This window comes from Xanthomonas sp. CFBP 7698, from assembly GCF_003600855.1.
In the GTDB taxonomy this organism is placed as follows: domain Bacteria; phylum Pseudomonadota; class Gammaproteobacteria; order Xanthomonadales; family Xanthomonadaceae; genus Xanthomonas; species Xanthomonas cannabis.
In genome coordinates this window covers 1,561,978-1,575,170 of record NZ_PRDN01000001.1, presented here as the reverse complement: position 1 = coordinate 1,575,170, position 13,193 = coordinate 1,561,978, and the positions used below count along the sequence as shown (strand labels likewise).

Annotated in this window: 14 protein-coding genes; 6 read left to right on the top strand and 8 right to left on the bottom strand. The window is 59.3% G+C overall.

All coding sequences use genetic code 11. The features are described from left to right. The first annotated feature begins 33 nt into the window (after positions 1 to 33). Positions 34 to 510 carry a hypothetical protein gene (locus XnspCFBP7698_RS06640; protein WP_104580847.1) on the top strand — a complete coding sequence of 159 codons (477 nt, stop codon included), beginning with the start codon at positions 34 to 36 and terminating at the stop codon, positions 508 to 510. A gap of 59 nt (positions 511 to 569) precedes the next feature. On the opposite strand, the gene XnspCFBP7698_RS06635 is transcribed toward XnspCFBP7698_RS06640, so the two are convergent. Beyond that, positions 570 to 929: a hypothetical protein gene (locus XnspCFBP7698_RS06635; RefSeq protein ID WP_104580848.1), complete on the bottom strand. Its 360-nt coding sequence runs from the start codon at positions 927 to 929 to the stop codon at positions 570 to 572. A 128-nt stretch (positions 930 to 1,057) separates the two neighbouring features. Continuing rightward, positions 1,058 to 1,669 carry a hypothetical protein gene (locus XnspCFBP7698_RS06630; RefSeq protein ID WP_233548931.1) on the bottom strand — a complete coding sequence of 204 codons (612 nt, stop codon included), beginning with the start codon at positions 1,667 to 1,669 and terminating at the stop codon, positions 1,058 to 1,060. Between the two features lie 21 nt (positions 1,670 to 1,690). Here XnspCFBP7698_RS06630 and XnspCFBP7698_RS21525 point away from each other — a divergent pair, with 21 nt between their 5' ends. From XnspCFBP7698_RS21525 to XnspCFBP7698_RS06600, 4 genes are all read left to right on the top strand, one after another. Beyond that, positions 1,691 to 1,921 (top strand): hypothetical protein, encoded by a 231-nt coding sequence (locus XnspCFBP7698_RS21525; protein ID WP_158255457.1) that lies wholly within the window; start codon positions 1,691 to 1,693, stop codon positions 1,919 to 1,921. Positions 1,922 to 2,497: 576 nt separating this feature from the next. Beyond that, complete coding sequence (locus tag XnspCFBP7698_RS06620) at positions 2,498 to 3,139, top strand: DUF1629 domain-containing protein (protein ID WP_104580849.1); 642 nt, start codon at positions 2,498 to 2,500, stop codon at positions 3,137 to 3,139. Between the two features lie 36 nt (positions 3,140 to 3,175). Next, entirely contained in the window at positions 3,176 to 7,186 is a 4,011-nt protein-coding gene (locus XnspCFBP7698_RS21610; RefSeq protein WP_199680059.1) for a hypothetical protein, read from the top strand. A gap of 64 nt (positions 7,187 to 7,250) precedes the next feature. Further along, positions 7,251 to 7,877, top strand: coding sequence for a hypothetical protein (locus XnspCFBP7698_RS06600; protein ID WP_199680109.1), 627 nt, complete (start codon positions 7,251 to 7,253; stop codon positions 7,875 to 7,877). 11 nt (positions 7,878 to 7,888) lie between these two features. Here the strand turns inward: XnspCFBP7698_RS06600 and XnspCFBP7698_RS21735 are convergent, their stop codons facing one another. The 4 genes from XnspCFBP7698_RS21735 to XnspCFBP7698_RS06580 all read right to left on the bottom strand — a co-directional run bounded on the left by XnspCFBP7698_RS21735 (position 7,889) and on the right by XnspCFBP7698_RS06580 (position 10,586). Then, positions 7,889 to 9,124, bottom strand: a complete 1,236-nt coding sequence (locus XnspCFBP7698_RS21735) for an HNH endonuclease (RefSeq protein WP_233548930.1) — start codon at positions 9,122 to 9,124, stop codon at positions 7,889 to 7,891. Positions 9,125 to 9,171: 47 nt separating this feature from the next. Further along, a complete protein-coding gene (locus XnspCFBP7698_RS06590) occupies positions 9,172 to 9,732 on the bottom strand; it encodes a hypothetical protein (RefSeq protein ID WP_104579939.1) in 561 nt (186 codons plus the stop codon). Beyond that, a complete protein-coding gene (locus XnspCFBP7698_RS06585) occupies positions 9,726 to 9,995 on the bottom strand; it encodes an HNH endonuclease (RefSeq protein WP_233548946.1) in 270 nt (89 codons plus the stop codon). The genes XnspCFBP7698_RS06590 and XnspCFBP7698_RS06585 overlap by 7 nt, the downstream gene beginning before the upstream one ends. Positions 9,996 to 10,259: 264 nt before the next feature. Further along, positions 10,260 to 10,586 carry a hypothetical protein gene (locus XnspCFBP7698_RS06580; protein WP_104579937.1) on the bottom strand — a complete coding sequence of 109 codons (327 nt, stop codon included), beginning with the start codon at positions 10,584 to 10,586 and terminating at the stop codon, positions 10,260 to 10,262. A gap of 265 nt (positions 10,587 to 10,851) precedes the next feature. Here XnspCFBP7698_RS06580 and XnspCFBP7698_RS06575 point away from each other — a divergent pair, with 265 nt between their 5' ends. Next, positions 10,852 to 12,447: a MobA/MobL family protein gene (locus XnspCFBP7698_RS06575; RefSeq protein WP_104579936.1), complete on the top strand. Its 1,596-nt coding sequence runs from the start codon at positions 10,852 to 10,854 to the stop codon at positions 12,445 to 12,447. 71 nt (positions 12,448 to 12,518) lie between these two features. Here the strand turns inward: XnspCFBP7698_RS06575 and XnspCFBP7698_RS06570 are convergent, their stop codons facing one another. Together XnspCFBP7698_RS06570 and XnspCFBP7698_RS06565 are read right to left on the bottom strand one after the other, a co-directional pair. Continuing rightward, positions 12,519 to 12,887 (bottom strand): transcriptional regulator, encoded by a 369-nt coding sequence (locus XnspCFBP7698_RS06570; protein ID WP_042835107.1) that lies wholly within the window; start codon positions 12,885 to 12,887, stop codon positions 12,519 to 12,521. A gap of 7 nt (positions 12,888 to 12,894) precedes the next feature. Continuing rightward, a complete protein-coding gene (locus XnspCFBP7698_RS06565) occupies positions 12,895 to 13,176 on the bottom strand; it encodes a DUF6516 family protein (RefSeq protein ID WP_017166112.1) in 282 nt (93 codons plus the stop codon). Positions 13,177 to 13,193 lie beyond the last annotated feature (17 nt).

The following is a 13,193-nucleotide window of genomic DNA, read 5'->3' as shown; positions in this document are numbered from 1 at the left end:
CCGCACAACCAACCAAATTGGAGTAATTTAACTATGAATTTCGACATTGTCCGCGAGCAGACAAGGCTTGCTCTCCCTGCTGATGACTTCTACCTCTACCGCCTTGGAGTCGCGCTCTACGGCTTCGCATCGATCACGAGTTTCATGATTGAGATCATTTGCCGTCTTGTTCCTAATGGGAGCCAGGACGAACTCAGTGCTCTAGAAACGGGAAAATTGTGTGGTAAGTTCGAAAAGGCACTAGCAGATGCTAATGATAGGGGTATTTACACCGAGGAAGCAGGAGGGATGGCACTTCGCCTTATCAGAAGCCTCAATAAGGACCGCTCCCACTTTGTACATGCTTATCCAATCACCAACGGAGAGAATGCCCAGATACTTTATCGGCAGCCCAAGCATGGCCAGAGTTTTGAGGTCTCCAACTCGTTCCTCGATCAGTTCATTTCAAGGCTGCATGACGCGAGTAGTAAACTCTATGAGATCCGCAACGTCCTCGATCGGGTGCGATGAGCCGATTTCCTGCAGAAATTCTAGAAGTTGGCGATATCGCCGGCCTTTATTGCCGCTAATCAACCGATGATGTCGCCGCGCTTTAGCTTGTTGTCCCATTCGTCGTTGAAGGTTTTCCAGTTCTTCTCTAGCCAACTTTTAACGTTAGCGTGGCTGCGGACGTCAGAGGGGAGCTTTATTTTAATGAGCCATTCCGTCTTTTTTCCGCTGTTTTTCTGCTTTAGGTTGTGCTGCTCCGCAAAATGATTAATGAAGTCCAATACTTCGTAACCCTCGAGCCTACTGAGTAGTGTGCTGTCGGGGGCGCCAACGACGTGAGGATTGTCGCCTTTCGACGCTTTCCAGGAATACTCGTGTTGAAGATCAGTTTTCTTCAGTAAAGGCGCCTTGGAAGTATTTTCTTTTTCTTTATCTGCCATGATGGAAATCCCTGATACTTCGGTTAAGAGGGTGTTCTAACCCACGGGAGGCAAGCGCTCAGGCCGCTTTTACACTTTTGCCTACACAAATGATAGCCAGCGATACACGATATAGTGTCGAACCTGTGTCAGGCGTAAAGCACATCTGCGATTTCAGACAGTGCCTTGTGGTGTTTTGGCTCATCAGGTTGCACGATGTCGTCGTAGATCTTGATAGCAATCGACTTGACCAAGTCTGTCTTGGACAGCAGCGTGTCTTCTCTGATCTTCTCGATTCGGCCATCAATGACGCCATTGAATTTCATCGACAGGCGTCTTTTCGGAACTGTTTTAGACTTGAGCAGGACAGAAGTGCCGTTGATGAGGCGCTTAAGTTCACCAGAATCTTCCTCCCCAGCCGCGTAGCGGTTGACGTAATAGACCAGCAGTTGCTTTCGGAAGTCAGGGCTCGGGTGAGCAGTCACGCGCACAATGGCCGCGTCTAATGCATCTACGAACGTGGCCGGGATGTTCACTTCTAGCGAGTGCTCTACTTTCTTTCGCGCAGCTGCGATTGCTGGGGTTGACTGAGCTGGGATGAGAATCGCATCGCCACACACGTCACAAGTGCCGACCAATACGTTCTGCACCACCCCATTGCCGTCTCGGAACGGCACGTCTCTGTAACCAAAAGTAGTCATTACTCTGCCGTCTCGGTGGCAGAGAGCGCTCTTTTTGTCGCCAGGCATGAAAAAATTCATTTGTAGGATCCCATTTTACTGATGAACGCTAATAAAGACTGTGTCGGGGTAAAAGTAGAATTTGACATACCAGGCCCTACACTTGATCACGTGCACCTCAATGGAGCTGTCTTGATGATGAAGGCTGCTGGAGTGATTTTTGCCGCTGCTCTTCTTGAGCACTTCCGCAACTTCCTGCGGACTCACCTTGCCTGTTTGAAGCAGGTTCTTGTCATCAATGTCAGCTCGACCATCGTGGGCGTAGTCGCCTGAGAGCAGTCCCGCGACTACCTTCTGTTTTACTGCCTTGAACCCCATACTGAACTCCATTTCAAAATATACGAATTGTTTCGTATTGTCAAGCTCTTGCCTCCCACCGCCACTGGTGAGCGATCAAAGCATCGAGCACGCTATTCTGCTCAGGCACCAAAGGCTTCTCGCGTCTAACCTAGGTTCTAGGTAAGTCGTAGCAATGTCACCATTGCCAAAATGTAGGTTAAACCATCAGGAATTTTAAGTGGTTCGTGGTCTAGTCCTAAGGTGCGAGACCAAAGGACAGCTGCCAAGCCGTCCGGTCGATCTTTTAGCGTCTGACCGTTGCTGGTGCAGCATCCTGAACGAGCTAGGCGTCTCCTTGCGCTCGCCTAATGGGCCGTTGGAGGTTAGGGCCATATTGGCGTCAGGAGGAATTCGTCCTGCGCTTGAGTAGACGAAGCCGGGCTGCGGTAGAGCGAGCTGCGATAAGTCGGAATTGAGCCCCGTTGTCTGCCCAAGTCTGCTATCGAGACGGTAGACTCTGCTCGACTGAGGTGGAGACCATACCCTAGTGGACTGGACGAGACGCAACGCATGGAAACAACGACGACCAATCAGCCTAAGAAAGGGGAGTTCTTCCACTTGCAGCCGGACGTTCGGCGCGGGGGAAAAGGCCATGGGGTTGTCTTTGAGAACCGAGACGCTCTCCTCACTCCGCCAAGGCTAATTCTGAAGCCCAAGGACGGCGGATTTCCCGCTTTGCGCGAGATCCCACACCTTGTCTACCACCCCAGTAAAGGCGTGCTTCCCGAAGACCTGGAAGGGGGATTCAGTGGTTACTGGCTGGTGTCAGAGCGCCTACGTCGAGTGATGGAGATGGTAGATCCTGCGGCGTTCGAGTTTGCCGAGACCGACTACCGCTTGGCTGATGGCTCGAAGGGGCCAAACGTCTATCTGTGCGATGTGGTCCGCACGGTGGACGCGCTGGATGAAGATGCCTCTCAACTCGATATCAAGGTGAGTGACGAATACGAAGACGGTAAATATTACAGCCTGGCGGGGGGCTCTCGGCTGGCCTTCAAACGCGACGTGCTGGGGTTGGCGCACGTGTTCAGGCTGCCATTTCACGGCGGTGTTTTTTGTGACCGGGTGTTCAAGGATGCTGTGAAAGCAGCCGGGATAGGCGCGCAAGGTCATTCGGACGGCCTCTGGTTCTACGACGTAGTCAACCGATAAGGCGAGCCACAAGGTCGCAAGGAAGGAGCCTGATCCGTGCCGAACTACCGAACGCTTTTTCAGGATCACCACAATATTGAACAGCAGACGCTGAAGAACAGCGAGTTGCTTGATGAGCTTCAGCGGGCGGGAAAGTTCGATATCCACGCACCGCAAAACCGACTGTTCCTGCCGGCCAATCCCGCGTTCGCTCAAACGATGGGCATCACGCCACACAGCGGCGGCCCTCTTGGCGCATACCAGTATGGGCTGCTTGATCGCCTTGAAGATATTTACGCGTCTCGAGATGGACAAGCCATGTTGGAGGGCGACCCAGCGGCAATGGACCGCGTTGTCCAGCGCGTCGAGCAACTACGCGATACAGTCAAAGTAGGCCTAATCAACGGCGACTTGAACACCAATACACCTATTGGTTTAACCCCTGCGCAGACTAGCCAGAGGGTTCAAGACTTTTTCCGCGATATCCCGACCTACCAGCAGACCCATGCCCAACAGATTGAAGCCTTGAAGGGCTTCACGGGCGTGGACCACGGTTGGGGAGCTGTTGCGCATTCCGAGTCGCGCATCGTCACCACGCTCAACCAGATCCATGTCAGCAATACCGCCATCATTCGAGGCGGGGACATTGAGCTTCAGCGCCATGGGTTGTCACTCGCCATCGCCAATGCCCATCATGACGGGCGCGTGGTCTTTTCCGAGCGGGGCATCCTTAAGGTCGAGCAGGTTCTCGGTGAGGAGGCCGCACACAACCTGCGCGTCCCCAGAGGCCAGCGCGGTGGCGTATCCATGGAACTGCTGCTGGGCGAGGCATCGGCCAGGAGCCTGGTGCGTTCGGGCGGCTTGTTGGCAACTGGCGCGGATGCGGTGGTAACCGCTCGCCGATCTGCCGAGTTGCTGGAAGAAGGCAACGCCACCGCCGCGCAATCGGAAGTTCAGCATGCCATTGCCCGCAATGCGGGCGGCTGGGCCGGCGGTGCGTCCACGGCCGCAGCGCTGGGCGGAAGCGGATTCGTGCCTGCGGCGCTGGTGGTCGGCGATGCGTTGTTGATGAGCAAGGCGTTCGACAAAGGTGCCGATCTGCTGGACAACCGCGCCATCTACCACCAGACCGACAAGGCTGGGGTGGAGTGGCAGTTCAACGGTCGAAATTGGCAGCGTGAAGCGGCCATCGACCTCGCCCAGGGTGGCCGGCGCACGTCGGGCGAGCAGCCCGTGGTCGCCAGCTACGAAAAATCCCAGGAACTGGGCGCTCTGGCCAACGCCAAAGCGGTGGAACTGGCGTTGGGCAAAGCGCCGCCACCCCAGAACCCGTTCAACCTCCCTGCAAGAGCTAGCGACCAGGTAGGACTGGACAACCAAAACTGGCAGCGCAATCCCGAGAGCCAAGCATGGGAACGCCAAGTCAAAACCGCGGTGTCCGGTGCCAACGACCGGGGCAGCTACGAACACCAATCCGCCTCCCCGGAACGCGCGCAGCAGCTCAACCAAGAAGCCCTTAGCCGCATCGAAAGCAACATCGCTACCGGGCGAGAAGCCATTGCGGCTGCCTACATGGAAAACCATGCGGCGCAGCGTGCCGGGGCCTATGGAGTGGAAGTGCCGGCGGCGGTGCAAGCAGCCCAAGCCAAGTCAGGCGCGGTGGTGGGCTCAGATGCTCAGCTTTACCAGCGCGCTGAGACAGGACAGTGGTCCGGCAAGGATGGCGTTGCCAGCGGCAACTTGGCGGCTGAGCTGGAGCTCACCAACCAGATCCGCCAGCCCTCGCTGGAGCGCGCTCAGGAGACCCTGGCGGCGATCCAGGCGCTTCCTGCGCCCACGGTTGCGCAGATGGAGCACAACGAGCTGTTGCACCGTTACCGGGCCGCCGGCGTCGATTTGAACGTCAACCCAGACACCCAGCAGGCCGTGGAGCTAGCCTCGCAGCGGACCATGGAGGCCAACGGCATCACCGGGCCAACGATGCAGCAGCTACAACGCAATGAGTCGGGGCAATATGGGTATGACAGCCCCATCGCGCACCTCCAACGCGGCAGCGATGGCGTCACTCGTGTGGTGGCCATTACGAGTAGCGACGAGATCCGGCAGGCTTTGAGTGAAGCGCGGGACCACCGACAGGAATCGGCAACCGTTGCTCGGGCGTCCGAAGCGACGGGAGATGGGGACGCCTCGACCTCCGAGTCGTCCAATCCGCAGCAAGTGCTGGATATCCAGGCACGCATGCAAGCCTCTGTCGCGGCGCAGGCTCGGCAAGAACGCGAACAGCAAGATCGCCTCGCGCAAGAGCAACACACAGCGCAGGTGCGCGAGCACCTCCAGCAGGTGCAGCCTGAGCACGAAGACAGGTCACAAAGCGAACAAGCGGTCCAGGCGCAGGCCGTGTTGGAAGGTCAACGCCAAGCCGAGCAGCAGCGTGAGCTAGAAGAGCGCCAGGTGCAGGAGCGCCAAGCGCAGGCCAGCCGGCAACGCGAGCTGGAGGAGCGTGAGGAGAGAAACGTCCAGCAACGGCAGGCGCAGGAACGAGAAGCTGACAATCAGAAGCGGGAGCAACAAGACCGCCAGGCTCAAGAAGCAACGCGAACTGAGGTCCAGGAACGCCAGGCTCAGCAAGCACAGCAGCAAGCCCCCAGCCAGCACGCCTCGCAGCAACCAGACGCTCAGCTGCAAGCTCCAGATGCGGCGCTGTCTCAACAAACGCCACGGCCCGAGTTGCCGCAGGAAGACGCGCGTCAGCAGTCTGAAGTCCAGAACCAACAGACAGGCGAACAGCTGGCTCACAACCCATCTGGCCCACTGAAGCAAACCCCTGGTCCAGGTGATGCGCAGCTGCGTCAAGCACAAGAAGCGGAGCGCGCGTTCGAACCGCAATCGTTGCAAAGCCGCGACACCGCGCGCATCCAGGTGCCTCCCTCCGAGGACCGGGAATCGGGCAACCCACCTTTGCAAAGTGCGCAGGCCGATGCGGTGATCCCGGCGCTGGATCATCAGGTGCAAACGCAGCGGGCGGAGATGGAGCAAGCGCCGATCCGCCAGCAAGACGCGGCACGTGAGCAAGAGACAGAGCCGGTTCGCGTCATGGCTCCAACAACGCCTGCGACAGCAGACCCATGGATGGCACCACAGGCCAGGGCGCTTTCAACTCCTGAGCAAGAGACCAAGGCAGAGCAGCTCCGTCCTTCAGACACCTTGATCGCTGCTCATGGTGCGCCGTTGCTGCCACCTCAACACCTCGCGCAAGCACACGAGCAGTCCCCAGAAGCCAGTGCCGTGAGTCGCTCCTCCGTCGGGGCAGCAGACGCAGAAAACCAACAAACGCAATCGACCCCAGCGCAGGACCGCAGCGCCGCAGACCCGGGCGGTGCTCTATTCCTGGAAGAGACCATGCGCTCGCTGCGCCAGCTGCAACAGGAGATTGAGCGGGCTGATCGAGAAGACGAACGCTTCCACCAGGAATGGAAGGAGTATCGCGATCGTGGAGAACCTTATCCCTTCGCTCAAAAGAGGGCGCTAGACCAAGAGGGTGGCAGCATCGATGCATTCAGCGCGCACCAACTGGATCGCCGCTCTCCTAGCGAAACGGCTGAGCAAACCTATGTCTTCCCGCCTCAGGCTCAGGGCTTCGTCGGTCCAGGGGGAAGGGATGCGCCAGACGATTCTTCGCAGGTGGCGCGGAAATCCATCACCGGTGACCCCGACGTGGACGAGGTCCTCTACGCGCTCGACAGCAAGAACGAGTTGGCGATCGAGCAGGCCTTGAATCGGGTGGCAAACAGCGCAGCGACGCAGGCGCTGATCAAAAGAGGCAATGAGTTCCTGGAAGCGCAGGCCCAGCAGGAGGCCCAGGAGCTCGCCGCCACACGTCAGGCGCTGGGGATGGATGTCTCAGCGGAAATCAACACCAGCCGCGGGCCGGTCATGGTGATGACGCTGCCGGAGTTTGCCAAGGGACCGATGCAGAGCGGTCCCCAAGGGGACGGCGGTGGGGGTGGAGACGGCGGTGGCGGCGGGGGAGGAGGCGGTGGTGGTGGTGGTGGAGGCGGCGGCGGTTAGTCAAAATCGCCTCCGTGATTAGTCGAGCTTAGGAGACCTCATGGACAGGCAAGACGCGGCCGCAATGGCGGAAATGATGGCCACGTTGAATGCATCGAACGCCTCGTTGCAGGAGACGGTCAAAGTGCTGACGACGCTGGTTGCATCCACGCAGCAGCGCGAACAACGGCTGCGCGAGGTGATCGCCGAACAACTCCAGGTGCTCCAGAACGCGGCCAGCAGCGCCGATGCCAAGGTCACTCGAGTATTGGACAACGCACTGCCAAGGCTGACGCAGCTGACCAATCAGGCGTTGACGCAGACGCTGGAGCCGGCCGCCAAGCGGTTCAACAAAGAGATGGCCCGTGCGGACGAGACGTTGCAGCAAGCCACTCGGCGTTACGCGCAGGCCCAGCAGTCGTTGGAAACAAAGATTACTCGACGCATGGGCATTGCATCCGCCACGATGCTCGTGGCGGGCGTGCTGGGGTTGGGTGCAGTGGCTTACTCGGTGGGCATCATCAACGAAAAGCGGAACGAGCTAGTGCAGCTCCGCACCTCAATCGACTATTGGGAGCGGGTTGCGCGCGCTGATTTAGCACCTTGTGGCGAAGGAAGGATCTGTGCAACGTTCGAAAAGAACGGGCCGCGTTTCGGCAGTCAGAAGCAATACCGTGCCGTTAGCCTGCGCACCGTTTCGAATGCGCGATGATGCTCATCGACCTATGGGCTTGGTGCGCCGTAGAGCTCCTGACAGCGCCGGGCGTGTTCTCTCAGATGGTTGGGATTGGGGTGGTTCTTCTTTGATTCCGGCTGACGCACGGCCTGGCCTTTGAGAGCAAGGTAATCAGTGGTAAGCAACGACGCGGCCAACGCAACCTTGTTCTCTGGGGTGATCCAGAGCAGCAGACAGTCGAAAAGGGTATGGAGGTCGGCGCGGAGCAACAAGCCGTTGTCCACCCGGTCGGTGTGGTCTCCCCGGTAAGGCAATATATGAGCCGCCTCCAAGGCCTCCCTCGCCGAGCAGCCAGTAATGGCACAACTGCTGCCATACGCGTCTAGCAATTGATTTCGGAAAAAAGTTTGACCGCGGCGCTGGGCTACTGCACGCATGGCCCAGACACGTGCGTCATGGTCTGAATCCAATGGAGGCAGATGCGAAAATGCCGCGTCCTGCCCTTCTGCCTCGGCTGTCGATTGTGCGGTGGCGGCCAACTGCACAGCCTCCCAAACGCCGCCGTCGTTCGGCTGCAAAGTCCAGTGGCCATGGATGCTTGCTCGAAAGGGCTCATACGTCACGCCTCGGGATTTGCCTCGTCTGAAAAGGAGATCACGAGGATGATTGGAGTTTGAGCGCCAATCCTTCCGCGTCTTGTCGTAATGCCGACGATTCGTGTCGTTGACGGTCAGGAAAGACAAGTTCGCTCCCAGGTCGGAGTGATCCTCGCCTGGATAGTGCGCACCAAGCCACTCCCGAATTTCTGAGGTGGGGGAAGGCTTGGCCAGCGCTCCCACGGCCTCAGCCACGTGCCAGTATTTCACGGTAGCTCGGTCGCGCAGGATCACCTCTGTTTCAGGGAGCTCGCCGTCGCGCTCAAACGCAAGTTCAAAAGAATTGGGCTCAAGCGATACCACCTGGCCGACCAGGCTGAAGTCCGGCTCGAAGTCCTTGGAGGCGCGGGTGGCATTGCCAGCCCTAACTTCCGTCGGGTTGTCGGAGGTGGCCACCACGACTCGGATTGGCAAGTTTTCTGCGAGGGCCTGCTCGAGATGAGCGCGAAAAGTGTGCTTGCCACTGCCCTTCCAATGGACGGTCTCCATCGCATAGCGGGACATGTCGGGAGAAAAGTTGTGCGACCACAGGCTCAAAATGACCTGGCGCGGATTCTCAGACAGGGCGGACGAGTTGAATTGCGGGTCCTTGATCTCAACGCCATATCGGCGAAAGGCATCGCTCATTCGCATAGGATGTCAGTGTCCTCGGCAATGGGTGCTCAGGCGTGGTGCTATGGGGTCGAGCCAAGCGGGGTGACTACAATCATGCGTTCGTCAATGGCTGGCCCTCGGTCGAACGTGTATTCGAAGCGGTAGCCGTTGCCTTCCACGGTAAAGTTCTTCTTGCCCTTGAACGCTTTAAGCAGGGCTTTGTCGTGGTCGCTGGGATAAAGTTTGATGAGGTCGTGGATCATCCTGTCTGCGTCTTTGGCGTCTGCGTGGAGCCCATAGCCGCGATCCTTGAACCAATCGTTCCATAGGAATTTCGTAGTGGACACCCTGCCGGTTTCCGGCTCTTCGTTGATAAAGAACTTGACTGTCTCGGCCTCGCCGCCGATACAGCCAAACAGGGCCCCCCAGCCTGAACTTCCTGGCGTGATCTTGGTTGACTTGCATGAAAGCACTGCCTTGCTGCGCTCGACCTCTTTTTGGAAGGGCGTGACCACTGAACGATCGGCCGGCTGCTGCGTTGGGCTTTCCGGGGCCGGCGATGGCTCGGCCGGCGGCGGAGAGGATTGGGAGCAGGCAGTCAGCAGGAATACGGCACTGGGGAGCAGGCGACGGATCAACATCCGATGTGAGTTCCAGTTGGAGGCGTGGGCCACCATCTTCCCATTGCAAGTCTCTTTCGAACCAGCTGCTTGAACACGTCAGGAGATGGAGCAGGCCCTTGCCGCTTGTGGCGTCCCTGATTGCACCGCGTGTGTGCGGCTACTATGTTCTCGGGCACGTCCAGGCCTCCGTCCTGCTTGGCTATCAAGTGTTCGGCCGTGCATTGGTAAGGAAGGGCCGAGCGGGGGCTTAAGCCCAGTTCGTTAGGCAAGGCGAGCCACATCGGGAGGCCGCAATAGAAACAGCAACCCGACTGGGCGTGAAAGGCACGGATGCGAAGAGATTTGAGGCGCTTGTTGCTCATGGAAGGGCTCCGGAATCAAAAGAAGATTCCCGTGCCTCCTAGAGGAGAACCTCGGGCACCCGGAGCCTAGAGGCTATGCGGGCACAAAACCGGGGGGATGCCCCCACTGGCAGACACGTTTTAACCGACCATCGTTGCGGCTGCAACCCTTCGGCGCGTGATGGGCAGGGCGGGCGAGCAGGTTCAATGCGTGCTGTGACCTTCTTCAGCGTTCGAGATTTCCATTCGCAACGCGCCGAGGGAGCTCGCTTGGTTACGGATTGCCGCGTCGCTCCGATTTCCTACGTGAGCCAAAAGCGCACCCACCAACTCGGCATCCTCCAGGGATTCTGCTCCCGCAAGAAACACGAGCTCTGCCACCCGCGTGCGTCGCTTGGCTTCTTCGCGGCGTTGCATCTCCTTGGCCTTTACCGCTTGGCGCTGTTGCGCTAAAAGCTCGCGCGCTTGATGCTGAGCCAAGCGTTCCGTGGCTCTTTGGATTTGGTCTCGGTAGTGATTCGTTGCGGTCATGCGTTTCTCCTGCCTGGTGGAAATGAGTCAACCAGGAAAACGGCTTGCGTCAAGCGTTGGGCTGGTCTCCAATTTCGTCCGCCCCGAGAATCAAAAAAGCTGAAAAACAAGGCTTGAAAGAAAGAAGCAAGAGCGCACCTAGGTGTCACATGGTGACACGTGCGCAAAGGGCTCCGCCCCTTGAACCCCAAGCGCCGGGGGCGCTTGCGAAAATCCAAAGCCGAGGCATAAACCAAGCAACCCAGCCGCTTCGGAGCAACGCCTCATGGCCATCTACCACGCCAACGTCAAAACCTTCAGCCGCGCCAAGGGGCACTCATCTGTCGCAGCGGCCGCCTACCGTGCCGGCCTGCTGCTCGAGGACGCGCTCACCGGCCTGCGTCACGACTACCGCCGGCGGGACGGCGTCGTCGAAACGCGCTGCATCGCTCCCGAGGACGCGCCCGATTGGGCTCTGGTCCCCGCTGAGCTCTGGCCGGCAGCAGAGGCGGCTGAGCGTCGCAAAGATTCGACGGTCGCACGGGAGTTCGAGTTCGCGTTGCCGCACGAACTCGATGACCTCCAGCGCTCCGAGCTGGCCGTGGAAGTCACCCGCGCATTGGTCGGGCGCTACGGGTTCGCGGCCCAGGCCAGCATCCACAGCCCAGGCAGCAAGGACGGCCTGAACTGGCACGTCCATGTCCTGGCGACGACCCGTCGCATGGGACCAGACGGTCTTACGGACAAAACCAAGGAGCTGGACGGCGGGCCATCGGGACGTGTCGAGGTGCAATGGGTGCGCGAACTCATCGCCTCCACCATCAACGCCCATCTCGAAAAGGCGGCGCTTGAGATTCGGGTGGACCACCGCAGTTTGGAAGCACAGGCAAGTGACGCCCTGGCGCGCGGCGACCTGGCCGCGGCTGCCGTCCTGTCCCGCGAGCCCACCAAGCACGTCGGCAAAAACGGCACCGCGCTGGCTCGACGGGGCCAGCCGTCGGAGCGTTCCGACGCAAACCGTCGAATCGAGGAGACCAACGAGGAGACCTTCCAAAAGCTCATCGCCGTGTTTGAGCAGGAAGGGCGCGCCATGCCGGTGCCTGACGGTCACAGCCAGGCCCAGGCCGAGCGCGAGGCTCGCCGGCCTTCTGATGTGCTGTCCTTGCCGCTCGGGGCTGGGGCAGGGCGCATCGAGGTGTCCCGCAGCATGGCGCCCATTGCCCGTGGGCTGGGACTGCTGGAGGCCGAGGAGGCCAAGCCGTCGCGCGAGCCGCGTTCGGTCTCCGAGCTCGCGGAGGAGGCCAGCGACGAATGGGGAGTCGCTGTTCAAGCGGATCCCCGCTTGGCTCAAACGCTCCAAGCAACCCTGGCCTTGATGCAGTGGATCAGGGAACACGTGGCTGCCTTCGCCGAGGAGGCCCGGCTACGCCCGGACCTCAACGAGCTATTGCTGCGGTTGCGGCGCTTCAAGGCAGCCGTCATGAAGTTCGCCCGGAGGCTATTGGCGGTGCGCCGAGCCGAGAAGCTGCACCACATGGCCGAGAACGCGTGGCACGACTTTTTGGCGAACAATCCCGAGCCAGGGACCTCGTGGACGCAGGGAGACTGGAAGCAGCGGCGGGGGCGTCGGTTGAGCACTCTGGAAAGTAGAACCGCAGAGCTGGCCTATGCAAACGCCAGGGTGACCCCGGAGGAACAAGCCCTCTGCGAGAAAGAGGCGTCGGGCAGCGCGGCGCACCTGGAGGCCTGGAGCTGGGACATGCTTCAGCGCTATCCCCTCCAGCTCGACATGGCGATTGAACCCGAACAGGCCCGTCCAACGCCTGCCATCTCCGCCTCCCCTGCTCCTGTCTACGTTCCCAAGCCGCCGCGCTTCCACTGAAACAAAAAGCCCCGCAGTGCGGGGCTCGTCTTGATGTGGTTCTAAATGATCGGACGATGGCACCACTTAAACTACGCTGCCTGAGCTTCTGCTTCCGCTCGCACTTCGAACTCGACATGCACGCCGTCGTAAGGCAAATGCAGAGCACCGGTTTCGGTTCTGTTGATCAGGCCGCAGTCCACCAAGGCAGTCGCATCGGTGTGGACGCCTTTCACGTCACGGTCTACCCGTCGAGCAAGCTCTCGCACGCCCAGAGGGCCGGTGCCGGCAAGAGCTTCGAGCAGACTCCAGCGGTTGGCATTCAACGTTCGCAGAAGATCTTCGCCGCTTGTGAAAGTGAAGCGCGGCACGGCGTCGCCTTTTCCGCGCGCTGCAGCTTTCATCTGCGCTTTCACTTCCTCTATGGTGGCGACTCCAATGGTCAGAATGTTCTTTTCCATGTTGTCCTCACAGTAGGGCCACATCGGCCCAAAAATCATCAGTCAATTGATCCAGGGTGGTGAAGTTGTAAGGCTTTTCCACAATCCCTACATGCTTGTGGTCGCCCTTGCCTGCTTCATTGTCGTAACGCAAAACGCACTTGCCAGCGACCACATACGCCAGCCCATATTTGTAGCTATGGGCACTGCCGCGCACAGGTTCGGGCACAAGCACGATACGTATCTCCGCAAACGCATCGTCGCTGAGTTTGACGCGACGATCGGTCAGCACCTTGCCTTTGCTGCGCATGTTGTAATCCTGACAAC

Excerpts from the sequence above, each read along its gene's own strand:
- XnspCFBP7698_RS06640 (WP_104580847.1), top strand. The coding sequence starts at position 34 with ATGAATTTCGACATTGTCCGCGAGCAGACAAGGCTTGCTCTCCCTGCT.
- XnspCFBP7698_RS06635 (WP_104580848.1), bottom strand. The coding sequence starts at position 929 with ATGGCAGATAAAGAAAAAGAAAATACTTCCAAGGCGCCTTTACTGAAG.
- XnspCFBP7698_RS06630 (WP_233548931.1), bottom strand. The coding sequence starts at position 1,669 with ATGAATTTTTTCATGCCTGGCGACAAAAAGAGCGCTCTCTGCCACCGA.
- XnspCFBP7698_RS21525 (WP_158255457.1), top strand. The coding sequence starts at position 1,691 with ATGAACGCTAATAAAGACTGTGTCGGGGTAAAAGTAGAATTTGACATA.
- XnspCFBP7698_RS06620 (WP_104580849.1), top strand. The coding sequence starts at position 2,498 with ATGGAAACAACGACGACCAATCAGCCTAAGAAAGGGGAGTTCTTCCAC.
- XnspCFBP7698_RS06600 (WP_199680109.1), top strand. The coding sequence starts at position 7,251 with ATGGCGGAAATGATGGCCACGTTGAATGCATCGAACGCCTCGTTGCAG.
- XnspCFBP7698_RS21735 (WP_233548930.1), bottom strand. The coding sequence starts at position 9,124 with ATGAGCGATGCCTTTCGCCGATATGGCGTTGAGATCAAGGACCCGCAA.
- XnspCFBP7698_RS06590 (WP_104579939.1), bottom strand. The coding sequence starts at position 9,732 with ATGTTGATCCGTCGCCTGCTCCCCAGTGCCGTATTCCTGCTGACTGCC.
- XnspCFBP7698_RS06585 (WP_233548946.1), bottom strand. The coding sequence starts at position 9,995 with ATGTGGCTCGCCTTGCCTAACGAACTGGGCTTAAGCCCCCGCTCGGCC.
- XnspCFBP7698_RS06580 (WP_104579937.1), bottom strand. The coding sequence starts at position 10,586 with ATGACCGCAACGAATCACTACCGAGACCAAATCCAAAGAGCCACGGAA.
- XnspCFBP7698_RS06575 (WP_104579936.1), top strand. The coding sequence starts at position 10,852 with ATGGCCATCTACCACGCCAACGTCAAAACCTTCAGCCGCGCCAAGGGG.
- XnspCFBP7698_RS06570 (WP_042835107.1), bottom strand. The coding sequence starts at position 12,887 with ATGGAAAAGAACATTCTGACCATTGGAGTCGCCACCATAGAGGAAGTG.
- XnspCFBP7698_RS06565 (WP_017166112.1), bottom strand. The coding sequence starts at position 13,176 with ATGCGCAGCAAAGGCAAGGTGCTGACCGATCGTCGCGTCAAACTCAGC.